Consider the following 24,772-nt stretch of genomic DNA (forward strand, 5'->3'; position numbering starts at 1 on the left):
GCCCTCGCGGCCGACAGGAATGCAAGTCGCAGCCTAACCGATACCGGCTGAAACCACCCGCTCGCCAGGGCGCCTTTCAATGGCAGACATCGATGGCGACAAGAGCGCAGGGCCGATTCCGCTCAGGGCAAGGCCGTGAAATGCAAATCCTCGATCGGTGTCACATGGTCATGTCGAGGCATCCTGTAGATCGTCTCCGGACCCAGCCAGCGATTCCAGATGGCCTCGATCCGGCCTTGTCGCTCCAGGGTCTCCAAGGCCTGGTTGACCCGGTTCCTCAGGTCGGCTTCCCCCCTGCGCATGCCGATGGCGACAGGCTCGTCGGCCATCGGCTGCTCCAGAATGGCCAGCGACACACCATCGGCCGCTACCTTGGCCACCAGTTGGCGCGCGGTCATGCCGTTGGTGACAAAGCCGCGTACTTTGTGCTGGGCCAGGGCCAGATAGGCGGCACCGGTATCCTGGTAGCTGACAGGAATCGCCTGATTGATCCGCACCGACTCCTCGGAGGTCGATCCCCGCGTGGCGCTGATCCGCTGGCCTCGCAGATCCTGCAGCGACAGACCGGCATCGGCCTGCTGCACGACAAGATTCTCATGGGCCACGTAATAGGCGTCGCTGAAACTGATCTGCTGTGCCCGGCTGCGGCTGTAGGCCAGATTGGCGATCAGGATGTCCACCCGCCCCATCTGCAGCTCGGGAATCCGGGATTCCACCGACAAGGGAACCAGTTGCAGGCGCACTCCCAGACTGTCGGCGACGGCACCGCACAGGTCGACATCCATCCCCGCCATCCGGCGACTGACCGGATCAGGCGATGCGAACGGCGGCACATCGGCATAGACCCCGCAACGCAGGCTGTGGCTGGCTGTCACCTGTTGCCACAGATCGGCCCGGGCCGGACCGCAGCACAGCCAGACCAGTGCGAAGATCCAGCCGCCACCGAGGGTTCGACGCAGGTGCTCAGTGAGGGCCATGCAGATCGGCCAGAAAACGCTGCGCACGAGGATGGGTCGGCTGCTTGAAAAATACCTCGGGCGTGGCCGATTCGACCAGTCGTCCGGATTCCATAAACCAGATCCGGTCGGCCACCTCGCGGGCAAAGCCCATTTCATGAGTGACACACATCATCGTCATGCCCTCCCGCGCCAGATCGCGCATCACCCCCAGCACCTCACTGACCATCTCCGGATCCAGTGCACTGGTCGGCTCGTCGAACAGCATCGCCGGCGGCTCCATCGCCAGTGCCCGCGCAATCGCCACCCGTTGCTGCTGACCACCGGACAGCTGGCCCGGATAATGCTGGGCACGCGCGGCCATGCCCACCCGCTCCAGCAAGTCCATCGCCTGCTTGCGGGCCACTGCCTTCTTGAGGCCCCGCACCTTGACCGGAGCCATCATCACATTGTCCAGCACCGACATGTGCGGGAACAGGTTGAATTGCTGGAACACGAAGCCGACCCGGCTGCGCAACCTATTCAGCTCGATGCCCATCACGCTGGAGGTGATGTCGAAGCCGTCAAACAGGATCTGGCCCTGCTGGATCTCCTCGAGTCGATTGACCGTGCGGATCAGGGTGGACTTGCCCGACCCCGAAGGCCCCAGCACCACCACCACTTCGCCGCGCTTGACCTCCGCATTGATGTTGTCCAGCGCATGATAATCCCCGTACCACTTGTTGACATTGGCAAACAGAATCACGCTCCCCCCCCCTTGTTGTCAGACGCGGTCACGGCGATGTGCCGACCATCCCTGCATCGGTCACGTCCCGACGCCCTTGCTCTCTACGCCGGCGGACCCTGGATTCCAGCCAGCCGGCCAGCCGCGTCAGTGCAAAGCAGATCAGAAAATAGGACAGCGCCAGGATCAGATAGATGTCCAGCGGCCGGGTCAGCACCTGGCCATTGATCTGGTTGGCGGCAAAAGTCAGTTCCTGCACATTGATCACATAACCCAGCGAGGTCTCCTTGATGATGGAGACCAGCTGATTGACCAGACTGGGCACGCTGTTGTAGATCGCCTGCGGCAGGATCACCAGCAGCTGGGTCTGCAGATAACCAAGACCCAGCGAGGATGCCGCCTCTTGCTGCCCCTTTGGCAGAGCGCGCATGCCTGCGCGGATGATTTCCGAGATATAGGCACTCTCGTAGACCACCAGCGTCAGCAGCATGGTCACGAAGCCGCTGATATTGTGTCCGATCAACAAGGGCACCAGAAAATACACCCAGAAGATCAGCATGATCAGCGGAATGCCGCGGATCACATACACCCAGCCGGTCGCTGCACGATACAGGCCTTGCCGATCACTGCAGCGGGCCAGCGCGAGCAGCACGCTGAAAGGAAAAGCGAGCAGCAAGCTGAGCGAAGACAGCAGCAGGGTCATCGCCAACCCGCCCAGAGGGCCACGGGGAAAACTGCCCATCAGCAGCAGCAGACCGTATTTGTGCAATATAGCGAACAGATCCGTCATGCTCTCAGCGCTCCGTGACCAGCCGGAACCGGCGACTCAGCCAGTCCCCCCCCAGCATCAGCAGCAAGGCTCCCAGCAGATACAGGGCCGTCGCCAGCGCGAAACACTGGAAAGTCCGGAAACTCTCGCTTTCCACCTCGCGGGTGGCATAGGTAAGCTCAGCCAGACCTATCGTCATCGCCAGACTGGTGTTCTTGAACAGCAGCACCGAGTTGTTGATCAGCGCCGGCATCGCATGCCGGATAGCCTGCGGCAGGATCACATGGCGCAAGGCACCGAGATAGGTCAGACCCAGCGTGCGTGCCGCCTCGACCTGCCCCGGCGCCACCGCGCGGATACCACTGCGGATATCCTCGGAAAAATAGGCCCCCTGACACAATCCCAAGGCAATGCAGGCAAACAGGAGTTCGGTGTTGTAATGCCCAAGCCAGATCTGCAGCCTAGGCGGCAAGGCGGCCGGAATGGCGAAATACCACACCATCAGCTGGACCAGGGTCGGAATATTGCGGTGATAGCTGACATAGGCCGCAACCAGTCGTGCCCCCCAGCGCCCCTCCCGCAAACGGAGCGTGATCAGCAGCAGAGCCATCGCCATGGCCAGCAGCCAGGCGCTGAAGGTCAAGGCCAGGGTCCACTGGATGCCATGGCCGATCAGACGGCCATAATCGCCTTGCAGAATGACGGGCACGAGTTCATGCATGACTGTCGCTTGTCACGTCCTGGTCGTGTCGCGAGGCTCGGCCAGACCAGGGCATCTCACACATGCCCGTGGTCATGATCCGCCCGCAGCGTGGTCAGTCCGCCCGGTACCTGCAGGGTCGGCATGATCTCGATCATGCCGACATTCACGGCCTGCGGAGCCGCCAGCGCAAAGGCGATCGCATCGGCAATGTCACTGGCCTGGGGCAAGGCGAAGCCTTCGACAAAGCGCTCGCGGGTGGCCGCTGAATCGCCATGCACATGCCCGAAGATTTCCGTCTCCACTCGCCCTGGACAGATCTCGGTGACACGCACCTGCTTGCCGCAGGCATCGATGCGCAGCTGCCTGGAAAGCATGTGAATGGCAGCCTTGGTGGCGTGATACGTCGTGTTGCCACCAAAGTGGTAAGTGCCGGCGATGGAGCTGATATTGACGATATGCCCCCGATTGCGGGCCATCATGCCTGGCAAGGTAAGCCGACAGAGCTGAAGCACGGCCCGCAGATTCACGTCCACCAGCAAGTCGATGCCTTCGGCATCCGCTTGCAGCAACGAGCCAGGTCGATCAACCCCCGCATTGTTGACCACGATATCAAAAGCGGTGGCCCCGGCGAGCGCGGTCAGCCCCGCCAAATCAGTGACATCCATCGCATGGGCCACGCAGCCGGTGCGATCCGCAAGCACCTGCAGGGCCGGCGCGCTGCGCGCAAGGGCATGCACTTCCAGCCCTTCCCGACATAGCCGTTCCACCACGGCCGCACCTATTCCCGAAGAAGCACCGGTGACCAGTGCCGTCCTGTAATCGCTGAATGCCATCCATCCCCTCCTGTTCCCGTTCCCGGGGGACGCCCCCCGTGCGGCGCTTGTCCCCAATGTAGCCAGCCGCCGGCACCCGTGCCAAGATGGAATGACTGTATAAGCATAAGTTGTTCTTATGCCTGCAACTCAGTGCTCCAGCTGCGACAAGGGCTGCACCCGGACGCCGGCCTGCCGTATCGTCTCACGGATATGTCGGGCCAGATCCAAGGCTCCCTCGGTGTCGCCATGCACCAGAATCGAATCGGCGGCAATCGCCAGACGCTCTCCCTCGATGCTGGTGACCGTCCCCTCCGCCAGCAGCTGACAGACCCTGGCCGCGACCTGCCGGGGATCATGGATCACCGCGCCCGGCCTGCTCCGTGGTACCAGCAGTCCCTCGCGGTCACAGGCCCGGTCGGCGAGAAACGTGGTCCGCAAGCGCAGCCCATGCATGGCCGCGGCGGTGACCATGGCGGCGCTGGGCGAGGAGCTGATGATCAGGCCCGCGTCATAAGCCGCCACAGCCTGCAGCAGGGCATCGGCCAATGCCGCATCGGCGGCGATGCGATTGCCCAGTGCGCCGTGGAAGCTCATATGCGTCATCTGCCCCCCTGCCGCGCGGGCCATCCCGCCCAGCGCGCCGAGCTGATAGATCACCATCGCCGCCAGCTCCCCGCTCTCGATCTGCATCGGGCGTCGACCGAAGCCCTGCAGATCGGGGTAGCCGACATGGGCACCGATATCGACCCCCAGCCGTATCGCGGTACGGATCGTGCGATCCATGATCGACGAATCACCCGCATGAAAACCGCAGGCGATATTGGCCGACGACAGCAACGGCAGCAATGACTCATCCGCGCCCATCCGCCAGGGACCGAAGCCCTCTCCCAGATCGGCATTCAGATCGATGGACCTCATGGTTCCTCCCCTTCCGCGAAGGCGGCAACGGCTTCCAATGACATGATCACTTGCCGATATTCCACGGCTTCGCCGGCTTGCACTGCATGGCCGGCCACGATACCGGCCACTTCGGCCCTCAACGGCAGCAGAATGGGGCCGGCCTGCAGCAGGCCGACCAGATCGCCCGGCTCCACCCGTGATCCCGGCGTGACCAGCGCCTGCGACTGCAGGGGCGCACGGTCGAGAAAGCGACCGACGGCGCTGGCCGTCACATGAATGCGCTCGATGGCCTGCGCCTCGGGATCAGCGGCTCTGGCCGGCGGGCCCGCACTGCGGTCCGGCTCCGGCGCTTGCCGCAGGGACTGGCCGGGATCACGTCGCAGCCGCAAGCTGGTCCGGTCGTCGCCCCACTCCAGTTCATGGATATGCGTATCCGCCAACCAGCTCATCAGCCGCGCAATCCGTTGAATGTCGATCTTCAAGCCGGCCTCTCAGATATACATGGCAAGATGGCAGGCCAGACGATCCAGCCACTGCCGGTTTTCATCGAGGGCCTGCAGGGCCTGGTCATAATCGACCCGGACAAAACGCAGGCGACTGCCGATCGGAGTCTGGCCCAACCGCCACAGATCCGCCTCGATCACAGCGCCGAACTTGGGATAGCCACCACTGGGCTGGGCATCGCGCAACTGGATGATGGGCTGGCCTCCGGGCGGAATCTGGATCACGCCGGGAACGATGCCGTGCGAGCGTATTTCCAGCGGCTGCTCGAGGCGGATCGAGGGACCGGTCATCCGGCAGCCGTAACGGTCGCTTTGCGGACTGAGCCGCCATTCGCTGTCCCAGAAGGTCGCGCGGGCCGCCGCACTGAACGCGTCATACTCTGCCGCCGGCATGACCCGGATCGCGGGCAAGCCCTTCTGCTCTTGCGGCATGGCCGATTGCGGCGGTTCCACCCCGAAGTCCGCCGGCCCCTCATCGTTTTCGCGACCGGCTTTCACGACATCATCCACGGCCAGAAAACGGCCGTCCAGACCACCAAATGCGCCTCTCAGCTGGGTACTTCTCGATCCCAGTACCGGCGGCACGTCCACGCCCCCCGGCAGACAGAGATAGGCACGTGCACCGATCCGGGGAGGGAACCATTCCAGAACATCCCCTCGGCGGGCGCGTGCCAACCACCAGGGGGGCAGCAGCCGGCCATTGAGCCGCGCCTGACAATCGGCACCGGTCAGGGCAAAGCGGCCATCCTGAAGAAATCGGCAGCGTGCGGGAAACATCTGTATCTCGATGCCGGCAAGCTCCGGCGCATTGCCCAGCAACAGGTTGCCGGCCATCAGCGCAAGCTGGTCCATCGCCCCCGACGTGCCGACCCCGCTGGCCAGATGGCCGTGGCGACCCAGGTCCTGGACGCTGCTCAGCGGCAGCTTGGAGCACCATCGGATCATGCCAGAATCTCCCGGACCCGGAAGCGGATCTGGTCACCCGGCTGCAATACGGCCGGCGGCTGCCTGCACGGATCGAAGAACTCCATTTCGGTATGGCCTATCGTGTTCCAGCCGCTGGGGCCCGTCGAAGCCGAAACTCCGGTCTGGACCCCGCCAATGGAAACCGCGCCGCCAGGCAGGTTCAGGATCGGGGCGGCCCGACGCGGAGTGGCGATGCGCGGATCCATGCCGCCCAGATAGCAGTAGCCGGGATGACTGCCCAAGGCATAGACCTGGTAGAGCGGCGCACTGTGCAGACGGACCACCTCATCCACCGCCAGGCCCGTATGCGTGACAACATCCGCCAGATGCGGACCGCCGCGGCCGCCATAGCTCACATCCAGCTCCACGACCCGACCCTCGCGCGACAGTGGCTCGATGTCCTGCCAAGCCTGCTGCAAGTTCACGACCAGACCCTGCCAGGCATGCCCGTTCTCCGGCGGACGGCTGAAGCACAGCATCAGATTGTTCATGCCCGGCACGGCCTCGCCGATACCCGGCCATGTCGCCACTTCCCTCGCCAGCGCCCAGATCCGCTGCTGGGTAGGCAGGCACAGTTCGCCAGCCGCACTCAGCAATAATCCGGTGGTCCCCAGCGCGCTGACCTCCAGCCCGCCGGGGACTGCCACAGGTGCAAACAGCTTGCCATGGGCCAGGTGCCCGCCTCCCAATCCATCCATGATGCGTATCCAGCCCCCAGCTCATCGAAGCCATCGCTAATGCGATGTGTTGCGAAAAATGTAGCGGGCATGGCCACGGGCAGCCAAGATGGATTGACTTTGAGGCAATAAGTTTCCCTTATGACCTGAACCGGCAAGCCGCTGAACCACTGTCGCGGACTCAGCGGACCGCCACGGTCGGCGGCAAGGCGCCGACCAGCTCCAGCAGCAGACCCTTGACCGCCTGGGCGGCGGCAGACAGCGGCAGATGGCTGGACAGGCACAGTGCCAAGGGTGCGGTGATCACCGGCCCCACGATCCGACGACGCATCAGACGGCCATTGGCACACAGGTGCGAGGCCGCCGAATCCGGCAACACCGTCGCCCCCAGACCGGCCGCCACCGCGCCAGCCAGGGTATCGACCGACTCGATTTCGGCAATGACGCAAGGCACCCGCTGGTTGGCCATGAAGGCGGCATCGACCAATTTGCGTATGACGTTGTAGCTGCGTGGCAGCAGCAGATCTAGATCGAACATTTCCTGCAGGCTGATGGTGGCAGGTACGGCCCGGGCCGTGGCCGGCTGCAGCAGATACAGCTCCTCGTCCTGCAGAGGCACGAATTCCAGGCCTTGGACACTGCGGAAGCCGTAGAGCACGGCCATGTCCATCCGCCCGTTCATCACCAGCTCGCTGAGCGTGGTGCCGAAATTCTCGTTGAGATAGAGCACGATGGACGGATGACGGTGGCGCACGGCCTGCAGCAGCGGCAAGGCCAGTGCCGAGGCGGCCGTTCCCGGCGCCAGCCCGACCGACACCGGGCCTGACAATTTCTCCCCGGCGGTGACTACCGCCGAGCAGGCCTGATCGAGCTGCCGCAGAATGATCTGCGCATGCTGGTACAAGACCAGCCCGGCCGCTGTCGGCGTCACGCCCCGCTTGGTCCGGATCAGAAGCTGCTGCTTGAATTCCGATTCCAGGGTATTCAATTGCTGGCTCAAGGCCGGCTGGGCGATATGCAGGACCTCGGCCGCCTGGGTCAGACTGCCCAGATCGACGATTTTCACGAAATAGCGCAAGCGCCGTATGTTCATCAGCTTCCCGAGCATCAGTGGATGCATGCCCCGACGTTCAGGCCATGCGCCGATGGATCCCCAGGATCCCCCCGCCTCGATCTTACCCTCAATCGGGACTGGATATTTCCGCCGGTTGGCCGGACGATGACAGCGGCGGCTGCAGGCTGATGCGCGGCAGGCGCATCAACCAGATCAATGCTGCCAGTGCCAGCAGGCCCAGCAGCAGGCAGACGACATCCACCGACTGGATCAGACTGTGGCGGGCCGCCTGCCAGGCCTGGATCCATGGCATAGGCTCCGGCGCAGCGACACCGGCTCGCATCGGCATCCGCAAGACGCTGCCAGGACTGGACCACGCCGAGGCCATGGTCGGCAGATGCATCGCCGCCAGCTGTCGCGCCAGGGCCTGCGGATAGACGCCGTTGACCACCCGCTCGGCCAGCGCCGCCCCCAGCATGCCGCCGACCAGCCGCAGGCCCTGACAGACCGCGGTGGCAATCCCCAGATGCTCGCGGTGGGCCCGGGCCTGGGTAAACAAGGTGAGATTCATCAGGATCAGCCCCAGCCCCAGACCCGCCGCGAAGGTCAAGCTCAGCAGAAGGCCCGGTCCAGCCCCCCGACCGCTGACGGCGATGCCGACACAGGCCAGCATCAGCAACACGAACCCCGTCAGCGGCAGCCGGCGCGGATCTTCCAGCCGGGCCACGATACGACCATTGAAGATCGCACCGAGGGTGATGCACAGCACCAGCGGGGTGATCAGCCATCCGGCGGTGCGGGGGCTGTAGCCATAACCGGCCTGAAACAGCAGCGGCAGATAGAACAGCAGGGAGAACATGATCGCGCCGGCCAGCAACGAGAGCCCGAACAAACCGCGCAGCCCAGGATCGGCAAACATGACCGGCGGCAACAGAGGATGCCGGGTTCGCGGCTGCTCACGCAACAGCCTCACCAGCGCCAGCCCTGCCGCCAGTGCCGGCCATACGGGGTGGGCATGCCATTGCACGGCGGCCTGCCCGGCCCCCAGCAGCACGGCAAGCCATGCCGCGCCCCGCCAATCAAACCGGGTCTGGGAGCCACTCATCGGCCGCAACCAGGGCAGATGGCGATAAACCAGGATCAGTGCCAGCAGTCCCAACGGCAGATTGATATAGAACACCCACCGCCAGCTGACATCCTGAGTCAGCATGCCACCCAGCATCGGTCCCGTGGCATTGACAATGCTGAAGGCCATGCTTAACAGCATCTGCCAGCGCAATCGCTGCCGCGTGTCGGGAAACAGCTCGGGAATGCAGGCGAAGGCGGTACCGATCAACATGCCGCCGCCGATCCCCTGGCAACCTCGCGCCACGATCAGTTGGTCCATGGTGGCGGCAGCGCCACACCCCAGGGAGGCCAGCACGAAAATGATCGTCGCCGCGAGCACGAAGGGCTTGCGTCCGTGATGGTCGCCCAGCCTGCCGGCAATCGGCAGGCTGATCACCGAGGCCAGCAGGTAACTGGTGGCCACCCAGGTATAGCGATCGAAGCCATGCAGCTCTTCGGCGATGCGCGGCAACGCCGTACCGACCACGGTCTGATCCAGCGCCGACAGCATCAGAACCAGCGCAAGCCCTGACATCGCCAGCAAGGACCTGCGGAAGCCTCCCGCCGGGGCGACCGCCATCTCCGGGGTGTTCAAGCCGGAGTGCGCAGCAACGATACCGCGGTGGCCATACGCACGCAGCCTTCGATCAGGGTCTCCAGCGAAGCGGCGGTGGAGAGTCGGAAATAGGGCGACAGCCCATAGGCATGCCCGGCGATGACCGCCACGCCGACCTGCTCGAGCAGATACATCACGACATCGTCGTCATTGCCAAGGATCTGACCCTTGGGCGTCTGCCGGCCCAGCAGCCCGGCACAGTTCACATAGACGTAGAAAGCCCCGTCCGGAAGTTCGCAACGGAGACCATCGATGGCATTGATTCGCCCCACCACCTCATCCCGACGACACCGATACAGCTCCGCGTTGCGAACGACAAAGGACTGATCGCCATTCAAGGCCGCCACGGCGCCGGCCTGACTCAAGGAACAGGCATTGCTGGTCGACTGCGACTGCAACGCCGCCATCGCCTGGATCAAAGCCGGCGGTCCGGCGGCATAGCCCAGTCGAAGGCCGGTCATGGCGTAGGTCTTGGACACCCCGTTGACGATCAGCGTCCGTTCCTTCAGTCCAGGCTCCAGCACCAGGGGATGCCGGGGCTTGTGCCCGGCAAAGCAGATATGTTCGTAGATCTCGTCGGTCATCAGCCAAACCTGCGGATGCGCCTGCAGCACCTCCAGCAAGTCCTTCCACTCGGCCTCGCTATAGACCGCACCGGTGGGATTGGAAGGCGAATTCAGGATCAGCCAGCGCGTTCGCGGCGTAATCGCCTGCGCCAGCGCTTCCGGGCGCAACTTGAATCCGTCACTTTCATGACCGATCACCGTCACAGGCGTGCCATCGCAGGCCAGAACCATATCGGGATACGATACCCAATACGGTGCAGGTACCAGCACCTCGTCACCCTCGCCCAGGGTCGCCAGCAAGGCATTGAAGATCGCGCTTTTGGCACCCGGGGTGACCAGGATCTGGTCGGCCGCGTAGTCCAGCCCGTTCTCCCTCTGCAATTTGGCGCTGATCGCCGCCCGCAATTCGGGCGTGCCGGCATTCTGGGTGTATCGGGTCTGTCCCTGCCTTGCCGCCTCGACGATGGCCTCGACAATATGGCCCGGCATGTCCAGATCGGGTTCACCAACCACCAGACCGATGATCGAACGTCCTTCACGACGCAAGGCGGCGGCACGATCGGCCGCCGCGCTGCTGGGAGAAGGCTTGATACGCTGCACGCGGGCAGCCAGACGCAAAGACACGGAGCAACTCCCGGGCGGGCATGGAATGCTTCACGTTAGGACCGCGACCAAGCTGCCGGCCAAGACAACTTTCATCTGCTGCCATAACTCCGGCTTATGAGACGGCACCTTCCCGCCGAAGCACCAGGCTCTGTGCCCCGCAAGTAGGGCGACAGGTCATAAGCCAAACTTATTGCCACCTAATCATTCCGTCTTGGAAGTCCGTTCGGGACTCCGCTAAAGATGATGCAGAGCAGCACGGTGACGAAGGGGGTCGCCGGCAGGCTTGGCATCGATCCGGCATGACCGGCCGGCATCGCAAGACACCGTTGATTGAAACGCGACTGATTGAGACGCGACCAGATTCCTGGCCGACCTTGGCGTCAGGCCAGATGCTGCCAAGAGGGGGGCAGTAGCATGAAATCCAAACGATACAGTCGGGCAATGATCTTGCCGATAGCCATCGCTGCCTCGTTCGCTTCGGCCTCGGGCTGGGCCATGGACGACGGGACGGCCACGTCCGCAGGGCAGCCTGCGTCGAAAAAAGCACCGAGCAAGAGTTCGTCCAAGCAAATGCAGGCCGTGATCGTCACGGGCACCCGCAGTTCGGGTCGGACCGAATCGGAATCCCTGTCGCCGATCGATGTGCTGGGATCCAAGGATCTGCAGGCCACCGGTGCCAATACCGTGGGACAGGCGCTCAGTCAGCTGCTGCCTTCACTCGACTTTCCTTCCTCTGCCATCAACGGTCCATTGAATACGACACGGCCAGTCATCCTGCGTGGCATGTCACCCAACTATGTACTGGTGCTGGTCGATGGCAAGCGCTATCACCCTTCATCGCAGCTGAATTACAGCACTACCTCCAGTCGCGGTTCACAACCGGTGGATACGGCCTCCATTCCGATTGCCGCCATCGACCATATCGAAGTCCTTCGCGACGGTGCGGCTGCCCAGTACGGCTCGGATGCCATTGCCGGTGTAGTGAATATCGTGTTGAAACACGGTGCCAGAAAAGGCGACAACAGTGTCACCGCCGGTGGCGCCGGCTATACCAAGGGTGGCGGTGCACAGAACAGCATCTCGGGCTCGGTAGGCTTTGATCTGGGCGCACAGAAGAAGGGATGGCTTCGTGTTTCATGGAACTATCTCAATGCCATGCCTACCAATCATGCCGAATTCGGCGAGCAGAACCAGGCCTCTGTCGTCAAGGCCAACGGCGGCTATGCCACTCAGGTCTACGGCAATGCCGGGCAGAAGAATTTCCAGACCGTCATCAATTTTGCCTACGCCTTCAACCCGGCCTTTGAACTGTATGGCTATATCGATGCCAGTCAGCGCGATCAGCGCAACTACGGCTATTACCGTACCGCCAACTCCAGCAACAACGTCAAGGCCATGTATCCGAATGGCTACCTGCCCCTGATGCTGAGCCAATCCAGCGATTTCTCGGCCGTGCTTGGCGGCCGAGGGCTGATCGGTGACGGCTGGCACTGGGACTTTTCCGGAACCTACGGATACAACAACGTCAATAACCAAGTCGACAACACGCTGAATGTCGCCCTGTACGAGAACACCGGCAGCTCGCCCAGGAATTTCTACGTCGGTTCGTTCCGTGATGCCCAGAGCGTATTCAATCTGGATGTGAGCAAAGACACCGACTGGGGCTTTTTGCCCAACCCGGTCACTGTCGCCTTCGGTGCCTCCTGGATGAAGGACCAATATCAGATGAAGGCGGGCGATGCCGCCTCTTATTATCAGGATCCCAATGGCACTTATGCCGGCGGTGCACAGACCTTCTCCGGCATCACGCCGGCTGAAGCCGGCAACTTCAGTCGCCATAGCCAGGCCGTCTATGCCGACCTGGAAACCGATCTGACTGACCGCTTGTCAGCAGGTGTTGCGGCGCGCTACGAACACTACAGTGATGCCGGCGCCACCCGATCGGGCAAGGTCTCTCTGCGTTACCAGCTCACCGACACGCTGGCCCTGCGGGGCACCGTGTCCAACGGTTTCCGGGCCCCCTCGCTGGGCCAGCAGTACTACGAAACCATTGCCACCATCATCAACAACAATACCCTGACCCAGACCGGCACCTTCCGTACCAGCAACTCCGTTGCCCAGGCATTGGGAGCCCGGTCACTGCGTCCGGAAAAATCCGTCAACTACAGCCTCGGCGCCGTCTGGCAACCGCTGGACAATCTGGATGTCAGCGTCGATGGCTACCAGATCAGAATCGCCCACCAGGATCTTCTCAGCGACAGTTTCTCGCTGACCTCCAATCCTGAGCTGGCCGCCTATATTTCTGGAATATCGGCCACTCAGGTCAGCGCGGCACAGTATTTCACCAATGCCGCCACCACCCGCACCCGCGGCGTAGATATGGTGACAAGCTATTACATCGCGATGGGCAATGCCGGCACGCTGCGCCTGAACGCCAGCGCCAACTACAATCAGGTATCACTGCAATCGGTCGCCGCCACGCCCGCCATTCTGCGGGAATATGCTCCGACCCTAGCCTTGTACGGGCGTGCCAGCGAAGGCCTGCTGACCAAATCCACGCCTCGTACCAAATTTGTGCTCGGCGGCACCTGGATGGTCGGCAACTGGAGCTTCTATGCCGGAGAGACGCGCTATGGCTCGGTCATGCGTGTGGGCAATACCGCCGCTGGAGACCAGACCTTTGCCGCACGCTGGCTGCTCGATACCACCATCAATTACACCTATCACAACTGGACCTTCACTGTCGGGGCCAACAATCTCACCAACCAATACCCATCCAGGGTGACCAAAAACAATACCTACGACTACTACTACGGTGAACTGCCGTACTCCCCGCTGTCGCCCTTCGGTTACAACGGACGCTATGTCTTCGGCAACGTCACCCTGCACTGGTAACCGCAATTGTCACTTTCCCCGCGCCCGCTACGTCGGGCGTTTTTTTTGAATGAAGGACACACTTGCCGGACAGCCCCCTGGGTCAGGCCTCGCCCGCCCGTCGACTCCAGCTCAGTCAATGACCAGACCGGCGGCTTCATGACGCTGACGCTCGGCTCTGACCCGCAGGATCAGATTGCGCAGGGTCGGCGCCAGCGGATTGCGGCGGGTGGCCAGAGCGATGCCCAGCTGCGGCGAGATGCCCTTGATCGCGTGATAGCTGACGCCTTCGCTGCGGACCTGGCAGATCGACTCGGGGACCAGGCTGATGCCGAAACCGCCGGCCACCATATTGGCGCAGGTAGGCACCTGCGGCGATTCCTGGCCCAGCAGCGGCTCGATGCCGGCCTGGCGGAAAGTGTCGAGAATCGCGTCGTACAGGGCCGGTCCGGTCCAGCGCGGCGAGAGGATCAAGGGCTCGCCCGCCAGCTCGGCCAGATCGATTTCCGCACAGCCCGCCAACCGGTGGCCGACCGGCAGCACGACCCGCATCGGTTCATCCACCATCTTCTCCAGCTGCAGCTCGCCGGTATCCACCGGCAGGCGCAGAAAGGCCGCATCCAGCCGGCCCTCATGCACCGCCTCCACCAGCGAGGGCGAATCGCTTTCATGCGGCGCCAGCTCCACCTGCGGGTATCGCGAACGGTAATCCCGCAACGTCATCGCGATCTGGGCATGAAACACCGCCGAGGTGGCAAATCCCAGACGGATCCGGCCACTGATCCCGCGCGCGGCGCTCTGGGCATGGCTCAAGGCCTGCTCGGCGGCATCCAATACCTGTTGCGCATCTTCGCGCAGACGCCGACCGGCCTCGGTCAGCTCGATGCCGCGACTGAGCCGATGAAACAGCGGAGCACCCACTTCCCGTTCCAGTTTGCGGATCTGCTGACTCAGCGGCGGCTGGGCCATGCCCAGTTGTTCAGCCGCCTTGGTGAAATGCAAGGCATCGGCGACCGCGATGAAATAGCGTAGCTGCCTCAACTCCATATGAAATTCGTCTCAACATTGCATGGTCTATATATTGGACTAATGACCACTTCGATTCCATCCTTTAAGCCGTAGTGGAGTCCGGCTCCACAGTCCTTGAGGGAGATGAAGATGACTGCTGCAAGCTGCGGATGTGCCGAGCATATCGCTGCCAGCTATCTGGCCAGAAACGGTACCCTGCCGTTGCCGATCGGTGATGGCGAGATCTACCAGACCTCGCTGATGAGCGGTCTGATCGCCGGTGTCTACGAGGGCGACACCACCTTGGGAGAATTGTTCACGCATGGTGATTTCGGTCTGGGCACCTTCAATGATCTGGATGGCGAACTGATCGCCTTTGACCAGCATTCGCACCAGCTGCGCGCTGACGGCAGCGCGACTCCGACCCGCCCCGAACAGAAAACCCCTTTTGCGGTGGTGACCTGGTTCAAGCCATCAGTGGATCTGCCGCTTGAGCAGCCCATGAGCGGTGAAGAAGTCGAGGCCCTGATCAATCGGCTCGCGCCCTCGGCCAACCTGTTCTGCGCGATCCGCGTCGACGGCGAGTTCGAAAGGGTGCGGACTCGTACCGTGCCGCGTCAGGAACGGCCGTACAAGCCGATGCTGGAGGCCATCGCCGAACAGCCTACCTTCGATTTCAACGAAACCCGCGGCACCCTGATCGGCTTTCGCAGCCCGCCGTATGTGCAAGGCGTCAATGTCGCCGGCTACCACATCCATTACATCACCGATCAGCGCGATGGCGGCGGCCATGTGCTGGAGTACCGGCTCAAGCGCGGGCGCCTGCAGCTGGGTCTGGTCAGCAAGCTCAAGATCGAGCTGCCGCAGAACCAGGATTTCCTGAGCGCCGATCTCTTTCCGGCCGACCTGGATGCGGCCATCCGCCAGGCCGAGGCCTGATCCCCGGCCCGGCTACGGGCCTCCTCCCTTTCTGCTGTGAGCCACTTATGTCTGATAACAACAAGGCGCCCGCCTGCGGCGCAGAACTGGTCGTGCGCAATCTGGAAGCCCATGGCGTGCGCTGGGTGTTCGGTATTCCCGGCGCCAAGGTCGACCGGGTCTTCGATTCGCTGGAAGACTCCTCGATCCAGACCATCGTCGCCCGCCACGAGGCCAATGCCGCCTTTATGGCCGGTGCTGTCGGTCGCCTGACCGGCAAGGCCGGTGTCGCGCTGGTGACCTCGGGCCCCGGCTGCTCCAACCTGCCCACCGGCCTGGCCACCGCCACCAGCGAAGGCGATCCGATGCTGGCCCTGGGTGGCGTGGTGCCGTTGGCCGAACGTCTGAAGCAGGTCCACCAGACCCTGGACACCGTCTCGCTGTTCAAGCCGGTGACCAAATACAGTGCCGAAATCACAGCCGCCTCGGCGGTCTCCGAGACCATCGCCAATGCCTTGCGGGCTGCCGAAAGCGGCCGTCCCGGCGGTGCCTTCGTGGCCTTGCCGAACGATCTGATGAATGCCCCGGCTCAAGGGCGGGTGCTGGCCGGCGGTCGCACGCCGCAAAACGGCGTCGCTCCGCCGGACGCTGTCCGCGAAGCCGCCGAACTGATCAACAGTGCTCGCCAGCCGGTGCTGCTGCTGGGCCTGCAGGCCAGTCAGGAGGCCAATTCCAACGCCCTGCGCAAGCTGCTGGCGCAATGCCCGCTGCCGGTGGTCGGTACCTTTCAGGCGGCGGGTGCCGTCGATCAGCCGAATTTCGAGCTGTTTGCCGGACGCATCGGCCTGTGGTCGAACCAGGCCGGCGATGCCCTGCTGAAGAAGGCCGACCTGGTGGTGACCATCGGCTATGGCCCGGTGGAATACGAGCCGCCGAAGTGGAATGCCGATGCCAGCCGCAAGATCATCCACCTGGATGTGATCGAGGCCGAGATCGACAACTGCTACAACCCTGACGTGGAACTGCTGGGCGATATCGCCTTGAATCTGGAGGCGCTCGCCGGTCAGCTGAAGCCCAAGGTACTGACGCCGGAAGCCGCCCAGGTCCTGAGCACCCTGGCCGAAGACCGCAAGCATCTGGCCACCCATGCACCGCAATTGGGCGGCAGCCCGTTGCACCCGCTGAAGATCGTCAGCGAACTGCAGGCACTGGCCGGCCCCGATGTCACCATGTGCGTGGACATGGGCAGCTTCCATATCTGGATCGCCCGTTATCTGAACAGCTTCCGCGCGCGTCAGCTGCTGATCACCAATGGCCAGCAGACCATGGGCGTGGCCCTGCCCTGGGCGATTGCCGCCTCGCTGGTGCGACCGACCGACAAGATCATCTCGGTCTCGGGCGACGGCAGCTTTATGCAGTCCAGTATGGAGCTGGAGACCGCGGTGCGACTTGGCTGCAACATCATGCATGTGATCTGGATCGACAACTGCTACAACATGGTGATGATCCAGGAAGACAAGAAGTATGGCCGTCCCTCGGGCGTGCAGTTCGGGCCGATCGACTTCAAGGCCTATGCCGATGCCATGGGTGCCAAAGGCTTTGCCGTGCACGCCGCCGACCAGCTGCGCGCCACCCTGCGTGCCGCCATGGACCACCACGGCCCCAGCGTGGTGGCGATCCCCGTCGATTACGCGGACAATCCGAAGTTGATGGCCGATCTGCGCATGGGCCAGATGGTCTGACCCTGCCATGGACGGAAGGTCGTCGCCGACGGCCTTCCGCAGCCTAGCCTAGATGAGCCCCACTCCATGAAAGTTGCCTTGTTCGTCCCCTGTTTCGTGGACGCGTTTTTCCCCGAGGCCGGCATCGCCACCCTGGAACTGCTGGAAAAACTCGGCTGCGAAGTCGACTATCCCCTGCAACAGACCTGCTGCGGCCAGCCGATGGCCAACAGCGGTTGCGAAAAAGATGCCGCCGCCACCGAGCAGTTGTTTGTCGACAACTTCGCCGGCTACGAGTACATCGTCACCCCGTCCGGCAGCTGCACCCACCACATCCGCGACCATCTCACCGCGATCGAACAGACCGACACGGTCCGACAGGTCCGTACCCGGACCATGGAGCTGGTGGAATTTCTGCACGACGTGCTCAAGGTCAAGGCGCTGCCCTGGGCCCGCTTCCCGCACAAGGTCGGCCTGCACAACAGCTGCGGGACCCTGCGCGCGCTGCGTACCGCCTCCATGTCGGAAATCGACGAGCCCTTCTTTTCCAAACCGATGGACCTGCTGAACATGGTCAGGGACATCGAGTTCGTGATGCCCGCGCGCCCCGATGAATGCTGCGGCTTCGGCGGCACCTTCTCGGTGGGCGAGGAACCGGTATCGGCACGCATGGGCTATGACAAGGTCCGCGACCACAAGCAGGCCGGCGCCGAATATATCGTCTCGGCCGACTCATCCTGTCTGATGCACCAGCAAGGCTGTGCCCGGCGTCTGGGCCTGGACCTGAAGTTCATCCATATCGCCCAGATCCTGAATGGAGCCGCCGCATGAAGGCCGTCGATCACGTCGCCGGATCGAAGAAATTTCTGGCCTCGGAAGACCATGTCAGCTTCCATGACCGCCGGCTGTGGGATCTGCGCCAGGGCCGCGATGCCCAGATGCGCGCCATCCCCGAATGGCAGGAGCTGCGGACGCTGGCCTCGCAGATCAAGGAACATACCCTGGGTCAGCTCGATCATTACCTGGAGATGTTCGAGCGCAATGCCACCGCCAACGGGGTCAAGGTGCACTGGGCCCGCGACGGCGAAGAGCACAACCGGATCGTCCATGAAATCCTGAGTCAGCGCGGCGTCACCAGCCTGGTCAAGAGCAAGTCGATGCTGACCGAGGAATGCGAGATGCGTCCGTATCTCGAAGCCCGTGGCATCGCGGTGGTGGAGACCGATCTGGGCGAGCGCATCCAGCAGCTCGATGACGAAATGCCCAGCCACGTGGTGGTGCCGGCCGTTCACAAGCTGTCACGCGATGTGGCCAAGGTTTTCGCCGACAAGCTGGGTACCGACCCGGCCAATGCCGACCCCTATTATCTGGCCGAACAGCAGCGCGAAACCACCCGGCCCATCATTCTCGGCGCCGGCGCCGGCATGACAGGCTGCAATTTTGCGGTGGCCGAGACCGGCGCGGTGGTGGTCTGCACCAACGAAGGCAATGCCGATCTGTCCGCCAATGTGCCTCCGCTGCATATCGCCTCGATCGGCATCGAAAAGCTGATTCCCCGCCAGGAGGACCTGGGCGTCTTCGTGCGGTTGCTCTCGCGCAGCGCGCTGGGTTCGCCGATCACCCAATATACCTCGCACTTCCGCGCCCCTCGCGAAGGCGGCGAAATGCATTTCATTCTGGTCGACAACGGTCGCAGCGCACGGCTGGCCATGGATGATTTCTGGTATTCGCTGAAATGTATCCGCTGCAGCGCCTGCATGAATACCTGCCCGGTCTACCGCCGCAGCGGCGGCATCAGCTACGGCGCGGTCTACTCCGGCCCGATCGGCGCGATCATCGACCCGAGCTTCGATTTGAAGAAGTACAGCGGCCTGCCCTTCGCCTCCACCCTCAACGGCAGCTGCACCAATGTCTGTCCGGTGCGGATCAACATCCACGAGCAGATCTACCGCTGGCGCCAGATCATTGCCGAACAGCATCAGCTGTCCTATGCCAAGACCATGGCAATGAAGATGGCCGGCCACATTCTGCAGCATCCGATGGTCTATCGCACCGCCAGCGATATGGCAGGCATCGCCCTGAAGGTGCTGCCGCGCGGTCTGAGCTATCTGCCGCTGAATGTCTGGGGCCGTCAGCGCGAAAACCCCGTGCCGCCGGCGGAAAGCTTCCGTCAGTGGTATCTCAAGAACCGCAAGCAGGACACTTCGGCATGAGCAGCCGCGACAGCATTCTCGCCTCGATCCGCGCCGCCGGCCGCACGCCCACCGGCCATCCGCAGGTACCGACGTTCGATCAATATCACCCGGTGGCCCTGGAGCGCTTCCAGACCTCGCTGGAACTGATCGGCGGACGCTGGCAGGCGCCGGAGCCTGACATCATGGAACTGGCCCCTTTTGTGCGCCGGCTGTTTCCCGACGGCACCCGCTTCTGCTCGGTGGTGCCGGAAGTGGCCTCCGACTACGAGCTGTCCTCTTTCCGCCAGCCGGCCGAGCTGGCCCAGGTCGATGTCGGCGTAGTGCGGGCCCGCTTCGGCGTGGCCGAAACCGGCTCGCTGTGGATCAGCGAAGCCGAATACCGGATCAATGCCCTGGGCTATCTGCCCCAGCATCTGGTGGCCCTGCTCGACCCCGAGGACCTGGTGGGCAATCTGCACCATGCCTACCAGCGCGAAGACTTCAGGCAGGCGCGTTACTGCGTGCTGATGTCCGGCCCCTCGGCCACTGCCGATATCGAAGGCGTGCTGATCCGCGGCGCCCAGGGCGTGCGCTCGCTGACCGTGATCCCCTGGGCCAGGCCGCGCTGAGCCCTTCAACGTACGGTTCGGCCCCGGTCCGGACCCATGCTCCCGCGGACTGCCTCGAGGGCATGCCAGCCAGAACCCGCCGTGCCTGACTCCGGGCGCGGCGTGATGGCCCATCCATGGACCTGGCCGGACCGCCCCGGCCTCACACCGCGTTGCCAGTCTTGAACGGTGCCGGTGGAACCCGCGTGATCGACTTGGCAGCACAGGATGATGAACGGCGGAGGCGACGGGGGCGGACGAATCGGTCCCGTCGCGGTACCCTTTCGACAGGCCGGTCTGCGTCGCAGACCCACAGATCCCTCTTTCCACGAACAAGGATGCCTGTCCCATGTCCGCTTTCCGCGCATTCCGCCATGCCCTGCTCCCGGCCACACTGCTGGCCTTGTCGGCAGCCGCCGGTGCCCAGGACCTGAGCAGTCTCAAGCAGCAGCTCGACAACACCGACCTCAACAGTCTCAAGCAGCACATCACCACCAAGGATCTGGAAAACATCCGGCAGCGGATCGACGGCACCGATCTCAACAGCCTCAAGCAGCAGCTCAGCAGCGAGGATCTCAAGAAAGTGCAGCAGCAACTGGGCAGCTCGGATCTCAACAGCTTCAAGCAGCGCCTCGACAGTCAGGATCTGGGCAAGCTCAAGCAGCAGCTGCAAGGTACCGATCTGAACAGTCTCAAACAACAGCTCGACGGCAAGGATCTGAGCGGGCTGGGCGCCCTGGGAGGGGGCTCGGCCACCTCGCTGCTGGGCAAGGCGATCAGCCCGGCCAGCAGTGGCAATGTCGCGGGTCTGCTGGGTTATTGCATCAAGAACAAGTATCTCGGTGCCGAATCCGGCGCTGCGGGCCTGAAGAACAAGCTGCTCGGTGCTTTGGGCGGAGAAAGTGCTGCCAGCCGGAAGGACAGCGGCTATCAGCAGGGGTTGCAGGGCATTCTGCATGGCAGTGACGGCCAGCAGTTCAATCTGGGTCAGCAGACCGGTGCGCTGAAGGAAAAGCTGACCGGCAAGGTCTGCGATGCGGTGCTGAAGAAAGGCGGCTCGCTGCTGTGATCCCTCGCGACCACGGTCGGCCTTGCCGACCGTGGTGTCGGCTCAGACCGGGGTCAGCGTGGCCAGCATGTGTTCCACATAGGCATCGAAATCCTCGTGGCTGACCCGCGGCAGGCCCGGCGTGAAATTCAGCTGCAGAAAGCCGACATAGGCGGCATAGGTCAGTCGCGCACGGTTCAATGACGCCTGCGCATCCAGCCCGGCCTCGGTATAGAGCTGGCGCAGAAATTCCATCTGTCGCTGCGAGATACGTGCCATGACCGGCACCACCAGCGGATGATCCAGCGCTTTCAGCAAGGCCGCGTACACGCGATGCGGCTGCACTTCGTGGGCCACCCGGCGGAACAGTTCCGGCAACCGCAGGCGCGGATCGGCAATGGTGCCGATCTGGCTGATCACCTCACGTTCGACATATTGCTCCCAGCGCTCGATCGAGGCCTGCAGCAGGGCTTCACGGGTCCGGAAGTGCCAATAGAAGCTGCCCTTGGTCACGCCGAGGTCGCGCGCCAGAGACTCGACCGCCAGCGCGCCCACGCCTTGCTCGGCGATCAGCTCCAGCGCGGCATCTTCCCAGTCTTCGGCACTGAGGCGCACCCGCTCGGTTTTTACGGTTTCATTCATCTTCGCATAGTAGCTCGCCCGCCCGGCATTGCAATCGATGAACGGTCCCCCTCATTCGAGTGGCGGCACCATACGGCGGTGTATTGACGCACTTGAAAACCGCCTCCATACTTCGGCGTATGGAGGCATCGGCATCGATGCGCACATGGACTGCAGGGCCCACCCACGCCAGGGACTGGTGCGGAGCCTGGGCGCAAGGAACCCGCGGCGGCGAAGCGCCGATGTCCTCCATCTCTCTTCCCCCTGATGACTGCGATTGCAGCTTGATTCGAGGTGTTGCCCATGCCTGCCCTGCTCACCGTGCTGGCCGCCCTGGTCGCCAGCGGCGCCTGCGCCTATCACCGTAGCTCACTCCGCACCTGGGCCGTGGCCCTGCTGGTCACCACCTGCGTCGCCGGCTGGCTGTTCGGCGCGCATGCCGGCATGTGGGTCCTGCTGCTGATCGAACTGCTCATCACCGTTCCCCTGCTGCTGGTCGACTTCCGCCGCGGCCGGATATCGGCGCCCCTGCTGAAAGCCTTTGCCAAGGCCACGCCCAGACTCTCTGCCACCGAGCAGGTGGCGCTGGATGCAGGCACGGTCGGTTTCGAAGGAGAGCTGTTTTCCGGCAAGCCGGCCTGGTCCAAGCTGCTGGGCCAGCCCCGGCCGCTGCTGAATGCCGAGGAACAGGCCTTTCTGGATGGCCCCGTGGAAGCGCTGGGCAAGCTGGTCAGTGACTGGGAAATCACCCATCAGCTGGCCGATCTGCCGCCACCGGTATGGGATTTCATCAAACGCAACCGCTTTTTCGGCATGATCATTCCCAAAACCTACGGTGGTCTGGGTTTCTCTGCTCTGGGCCACTCGGCGGTGCTGCAGAAGCTTTCCACGATGTCACCGACCCTGGCCTCGACGGTGGCCGTGCCCAACTCGCTGGGGCCAGCCGAACTGCTTCTGCATTACGGCAGCGAGGAAGACAAGAGCCATTACCTGCCGCGGCTGGCGGTCGGCGAGGAAATTCCCTGCTTCGCCCTGACCGGCCCCACGGCCGGGTCGGACGCTACCTCGATCCCCGACACCGGCGTGGTCTGCAAGCGCGAGATCGACGGTGTCGAAACCCTGGGTCTCAGCCTGACCTTCGACAAGCGCTATATCACCCTGGCACCGATCGCCACCCTGATCGGCCTGGCCTTCCGCATGTACGATCCCGAGCACTTGCTGGGTGACAAGGAAGACATCGGCATCACGCTGGCCCTGCTGCCGCGCTCGACTCCGGGCCTGGAGATCGGTCGTCGCCATTTCCCGCTGAATATTCCGTTCCAGAACGGCCCGGTGCGCGGCAAGGACGTGTTCGTACCCCTCAGCACCCTGATCGGCGGCCTCGCGATGGCGGGCCAGGGCTGGCGGATGCTGGTCGAATGCCTGTCGGTCGGTCGCGCGATTTCACTGCCGTCCAACGCGACCGGCGCGATGCGCGGTGCCGTGGTCGGCACCGGCGCCTATGCCCGGGTCCGTCGCCAGTTCGGCCTGCCGATCGCCAAGTTCGAAGGTGTCGAGGAAGCGCTGGCCCGGATCGGCGGATTGACCTATGCCACCGCCGCCTTGTCACGTGCAACGGCGGCGGCAGTGGATCGTGGCGAACGCCCGGCCGTGCCATCGGCCATTGCCAAATATCACGCCACCGAATGGGCGCGCGTCGTGGCCGGCGACAGCATGGATGTCCATGGCGGCAAGGCCGTGCAGCTGGGCCCGAAAAACTATGCCGGTCGCGGCTGGCAGGCCGTACCCATCGCGATCACGGTGGAAGGCGCCAATATCATGACCCGCAACCTGATGATCTTCGGTCAGGGCGCCATTCGCTGCCATCCTTACGTGTTGAAGGAAATGGCCGCCGTCGCGCTGGAAGATCCCAAGGCTCGCCTGCGCGCTTTCGATGACGCCTTGTTCGGCCATATCGGCTTCGGTATCTCCAATGCCGTTCGCAGCCTGACTCTGGGGCTGACCTGTGCCCGGATCGGAGCCTCGGCCGGCGATGCCTTCAGCCGCTCCTATTATCGCCGGTTGAACCGCTATTCGGCCGCGCTGGCCTTGAGCGCCGACGTCGCGATGGGCGTGCTGGGCGGCAAGCTCAAGTTCAAGGAACGGATCTCGGCGCGACTGGGCGACGTGCTCAGCTATCTGTATATCGCCAGCTCGATCCTGAAGCGTTACGAGGATACTGATCGTCCTGCCGCGGACCGCCCGCTGGTGGCCTGGTCGCTGCAATACGTGACGTACCAGATCGAACAGGCTCTGGATGGCGTGATCCGCAACTTCCCGGTGCGCCCCGTGGCCTGGACCCTGCGGGCACTGATCTTCCCCCTCGGCCAGCGCCAGACCCTGCCCTCGGACCAGCTGGGCAGCAAGGTGGCCGAGCTGATCTGCACCCCGGGCGAAGCACGTGCCCGACTGGCCGAGTGGGTGTATCTGACACCAGGCGAGCACAACAATCTGGGCCTGGCGGATGCCTTGCTGGCCGATGTCATGGCCGCCGAACCGCTGGAGCGCAAGTTCGCCAAGGCCGTGAAGTCCGGCCAGCTGCGAAGCCACGATCATGCCGCGCAGATCGACGAGGCCCGTCAGGCCGGTGTGCTCAGCGAAGCCGAGGCCGGCCTGCTGCAGGCGCTGCACCAACGGATCGCCGACTTCGTGGCCGTGGATGACTTCGACCCCGCCGAACTGGCTGCCGTCCAGCACCCGGAACGGCTTGCCATCGAGGACAAGGACGACAACCAGCAAGCCGCCTGAAGCCTGCTGCAAAAAAAGACCGCCGGTTCGCACCGGCGGTCTTTTTCTTGG

Annotated in this window: 23 protein-coding genes; 8 read left to right on the top strand and 15 right to left on the bottom strand. The window is 63.4% G+C overall.

Translation table 11 applies throughout. From position 1 onward, the window contains the following. Positions 1–122 precede the first annotated feature (122 nt). The 13 genes from FRAAU_RS12995 to FRAAU_RS17755 all read right to left on the bottom strand — a co-directional run bounded on the left by FRAAU_RS12995 (position 123) and on the right by FRAAU_RS17755 (position 11,528). On the bottom strand, positions 123–977 hold the full coding sequence (locus FRAAU_RS12995) for a transporter substrate-binding domain-containing protein (RefSeq protein ID WP_014403971.1): 855 nt from the start codon (positions 975–977) through the stop codon (positions 123–125). Then, the gene (locus FRAAU_RS13000) at positions 964–1,701 is read right to left on the bottom strand and encodes an amino acid ABC transporter ATP-binding protein (RefSeq protein WP_014403972.1); all 738 of its coding nucleotides are present in this window, start codon (positions 1,699–1,701) and stop codon (positions 964–966) included. The genes FRAAU_RS12995 and FRAAU_RS13000 overlap by 14 nt, the downstream gene beginning before the upstream one ends. A 28-nt stretch (positions 1,702–1,729) precedes the next feature. Further along, positions 1,730–2,470 carry an amino acid ABC transporter permease gene (locus tag FRAAU_RS13005; RefSeq protein WP_014403973.1) on the bottom strand — a complete coding sequence of 247 codons (741 nt, stop codon included), beginning with the start codon at positions 2,468–2,470 and terminating at the stop codon, positions 1,730–1,732. 4 nt (positions 2,471–2,474) lie between these two features. Further along, positions 2,475–3,170: an amino acid ABC transporter permease gene (locus FRAAU_RS13010; RefSeq protein WP_014403974.1), complete on the bottom strand. Its 696-nt coding sequence runs from the start codon at positions 3,168–3,170 to the stop codon at positions 2,475–2,477. A gap of 56 nt (positions 3,171–3,226) precedes the next feature. Further along, the gene (locus tag FRAAU_RS13015) at positions 3,227–3,985 is read right to left on the bottom strand and encodes an SDR family oxidoreductase (RefSeq protein ID WP_014403975.1); all 759 of its coding nucleotides are present in this window, start codon (positions 3,983–3,985) and stop codon (positions 3,227–3,229) included. A gap of 129 nt (positions 3,986–4,114) precedes the next feature. Next, positions 4,115–4,885 (bottom strand): LamB/YcsF family protein, encoded by a 771-nt coding sequence (locus FRAAU_RS13020; protein WP_014403976.1) that lies wholly within the window; start codon positions 4,883–4,885, stop codon positions 4,115–4,117. After that, complete coding sequence (locus tag FRAAU_RS13025) at positions 4,882–5,349, bottom strand: acetyl-CoA carboxylase biotin carboxyl carrier protein (protein WP_014403977.1); 468 nt, start codon at positions 5,347–5,349, stop codon at positions 4,882–4,884. Before FRAAU_RS13025 ends, FRAAU_RS13020 begins: the two co-directional genes overlap by 4 nt. A gap of 9 nt (positions 5,350–5,358) precedes the next feature. Continuing rightward, positions 5,359–6,315, bottom strand: a complete 957-nt coding sequence (locus FRAAU_RS13030) for a 5-oxoprolinase subunit C family protein (RefSeq protein WP_014403978.1) — start codon at positions 6,313–6,315, stop codon at positions 5,359–5,361. Continuing rightward, a complete protein-coding gene (pxpB, locus tag FRAAU_RS13035; RefSeq protein WP_014403979.1) occupies positions 6,312–7,034 on the bottom strand; it encodes a 5-oxoprolinase subunit PxpB in 723 nt (240 codons plus the stop codon). The genes FRAAU_RS13030 and pxpB overlap by 4 nt, the downstream gene beginning before the upstream one ends. Before the next feature lie 160 nt (positions 7,035–7,194). Further along, positions 7,195–8,106, bottom strand: a complete 912-nt coding sequence (gene nac, locus FRAAU_RS13040; protein WP_014403980.1) for a nitrogen assimilation transcriptional regulator NAC — start codon at positions 8,104–8,106, stop codon at positions 7,195–7,197. An 88-nt stretch (positions 8,107–8,194) separates the two neighbouring features. Beyond that, positions 8,195–9,769: an MFS transporter gene (locus FRAAU_RS13045; protein WP_041270587.1), complete on the bottom strand. Its 1,575-nt coding sequence runs from the start codon at positions 9,767–9,769 to the stop codon at positions 8,195–8,197. After that, positions 9,766–10,980, bottom strand: a complete 1,215-nt coding sequence (locus FRAAU_RS13050; RefSeq protein WP_014403982.1) for an aspartate transaminase — start codon at positions 10,978–10,980, stop codon at positions 9,766–9,768. The genes FRAAU_RS13045 and FRAAU_RS13050 overlap by 4 nt, the downstream gene beginning before the upstream one ends. A 362-nt stretch (positions 10,981–11,342) precedes the next feature. After that, positions 11,343–11,528 carry a hypothetical protein gene (locus tag FRAAU_RS17755; RefSeq protein WP_245546495.1) on the bottom strand — a complete coding sequence of 62 codons (186 nt, stop codon included), beginning with the start codon at positions 11,526–11,528 and terminating at the stop codon, positions 11,343–11,345. A 4-nt stretch (positions 11,529–11,532) separates the two neighbouring features. Between FRAAU_RS17755 and FRAAU_RS13055 the strand changes: the two genes are divergently transcribed. Next, the gene (locus tag FRAAU_RS13055; RefSeq protein WP_245546485.1) at positions 11,533–13,857 is read left to right on the top strand and encodes a TonB-dependent receptor plug domain-containing protein; all 2,325 of its coding nucleotides are present in this window, start codon (positions 11,533–11,535) and stop codon (positions 13,855–13,857) included. Between the two features lie 111 nt (positions 13,858–13,968). Here the strand turns inward: FRAAU_RS13055 and FRAAU_RS13060 are convergent, their stop codons facing one another. Continuing rightward, positions 13,969–14,883 (bottom strand): LysR family transcriptional regulator, encoded by a 915-nt coding sequence (locus tag FRAAU_RS13060; protein WP_014403984.1) that lies wholly within the window; start codon positions 14,881–14,883, stop codon positions 13,969–13,971. 111 nt (positions 14,884–14,994) lie between these two features. Here FRAAU_RS13060 and budA point away from each other — a divergent pair, with 111 nt between their 5' ends. From budA to FRAAU_RS16635, 6 genes are all read left to right on the top strand, one after another. After that, positions 14,995–15,783 (top strand): acetolactate decarboxylase, encoded by a 789-nt coding sequence (budA, locus tag FRAAU_RS13065; protein ID WP_014403985.1) that lies wholly within the window; start codon positions 14,995–14,997, stop codon positions 15,781–15,783. Positions 15,784–15,830: 47 nt separating this feature from the next. After that, a complete protein-coding gene (gene alsS, locus FRAAU_RS13070) occupies positions 15,831–17,504 on the top strand; it encodes an acetolactate synthase AlsS (protein WP_014403986.1) in 1,674 nt (557 codons plus the stop codon). Between the two features lie 66 nt (positions 17,505–17,570). Beyond that, positions 17,571–18,314, top strand: coding sequence for a (Fe-S)-binding protein (locus FRAAU_RS13075; protein ID WP_014403987.1), 744 nt, complete (start codon positions 17,571–17,573; stop codon positions 18,312–18,314). Further along, positions 18,311–19,696, top strand: coding sequence for a lactate utilization protein B (locus FRAAU_RS13080; protein WP_014403988.1), 1,386 nt, complete (start codon positions 18,311–18,313; stop codon positions 19,694–19,696). Before FRAAU_RS13075 ends, FRAAU_RS13080 begins: the two co-directional genes overlap by 4 nt. Then, complete coding sequence (locus FRAAU_RS13085; protein WP_014403989.1) at positions 19,693–20,286, top strand: LutC/YkgG family protein; 594 nt, start codon at positions 19,693–19,695, stop codon at positions 20,284–20,286. The genes FRAAU_RS13080 and FRAAU_RS13085 overlap by 4 nt, the downstream gene beginning before the upstream one ends. 328 nt (positions 20,287–20,614) lie before the next feature. Further along, entirely contained in the window at positions 20,615–21,334 is a 720-nt protein-coding gene (locus FRAAU_RS16635) for a DUF2501 domain-containing protein (RefSeq protein ID WP_014403990.1), read from the top strand. Between the two features lie 42 nt (positions 21,335–21,376). On the opposite strand, the gene FRAAU_RS13095 is transcribed toward FRAAU_RS16635, so the two are convergent. After that, positions 21,377–21,955, bottom strand: coding sequence for a TetR/AcrR family transcriptional regulator (locus FRAAU_RS13095; RefSeq protein ID WP_014403991.1), 579 nt, complete (start codon positions 21,953–21,955; stop codon positions 21,377–21,379). A 282-nt stretch (positions 21,956–22,237) separates the two neighbouring features. Between FRAAU_RS13095 and FRAAU_RS13100 the strand changes: the two genes are divergently transcribed. After that, the gene (locus tag FRAAU_RS13100; RefSeq protein WP_014403992.1) at positions 22,238–24,721 is read left to right on the top strand and encodes an acyl-CoA dehydrogenase; all 2,484 of its coding nucleotides are present in this window, start codon (positions 22,238–22,240) and stop codon (positions 24,719–24,721) included. Positions 24,722–24,772 lie beyond the last annotated feature (51 nt).

This window comes from Frateuria aurantia DSM 6220 (assembly GCF_000242255.2).
In the GTDB taxonomy this organism is placed as follows: Bacteria; Pseudomonadota; Gammaproteobacteria; order Xanthomonadales; family Rhodanobacteraceae; genus Frateuria; species Frateuria aurantia.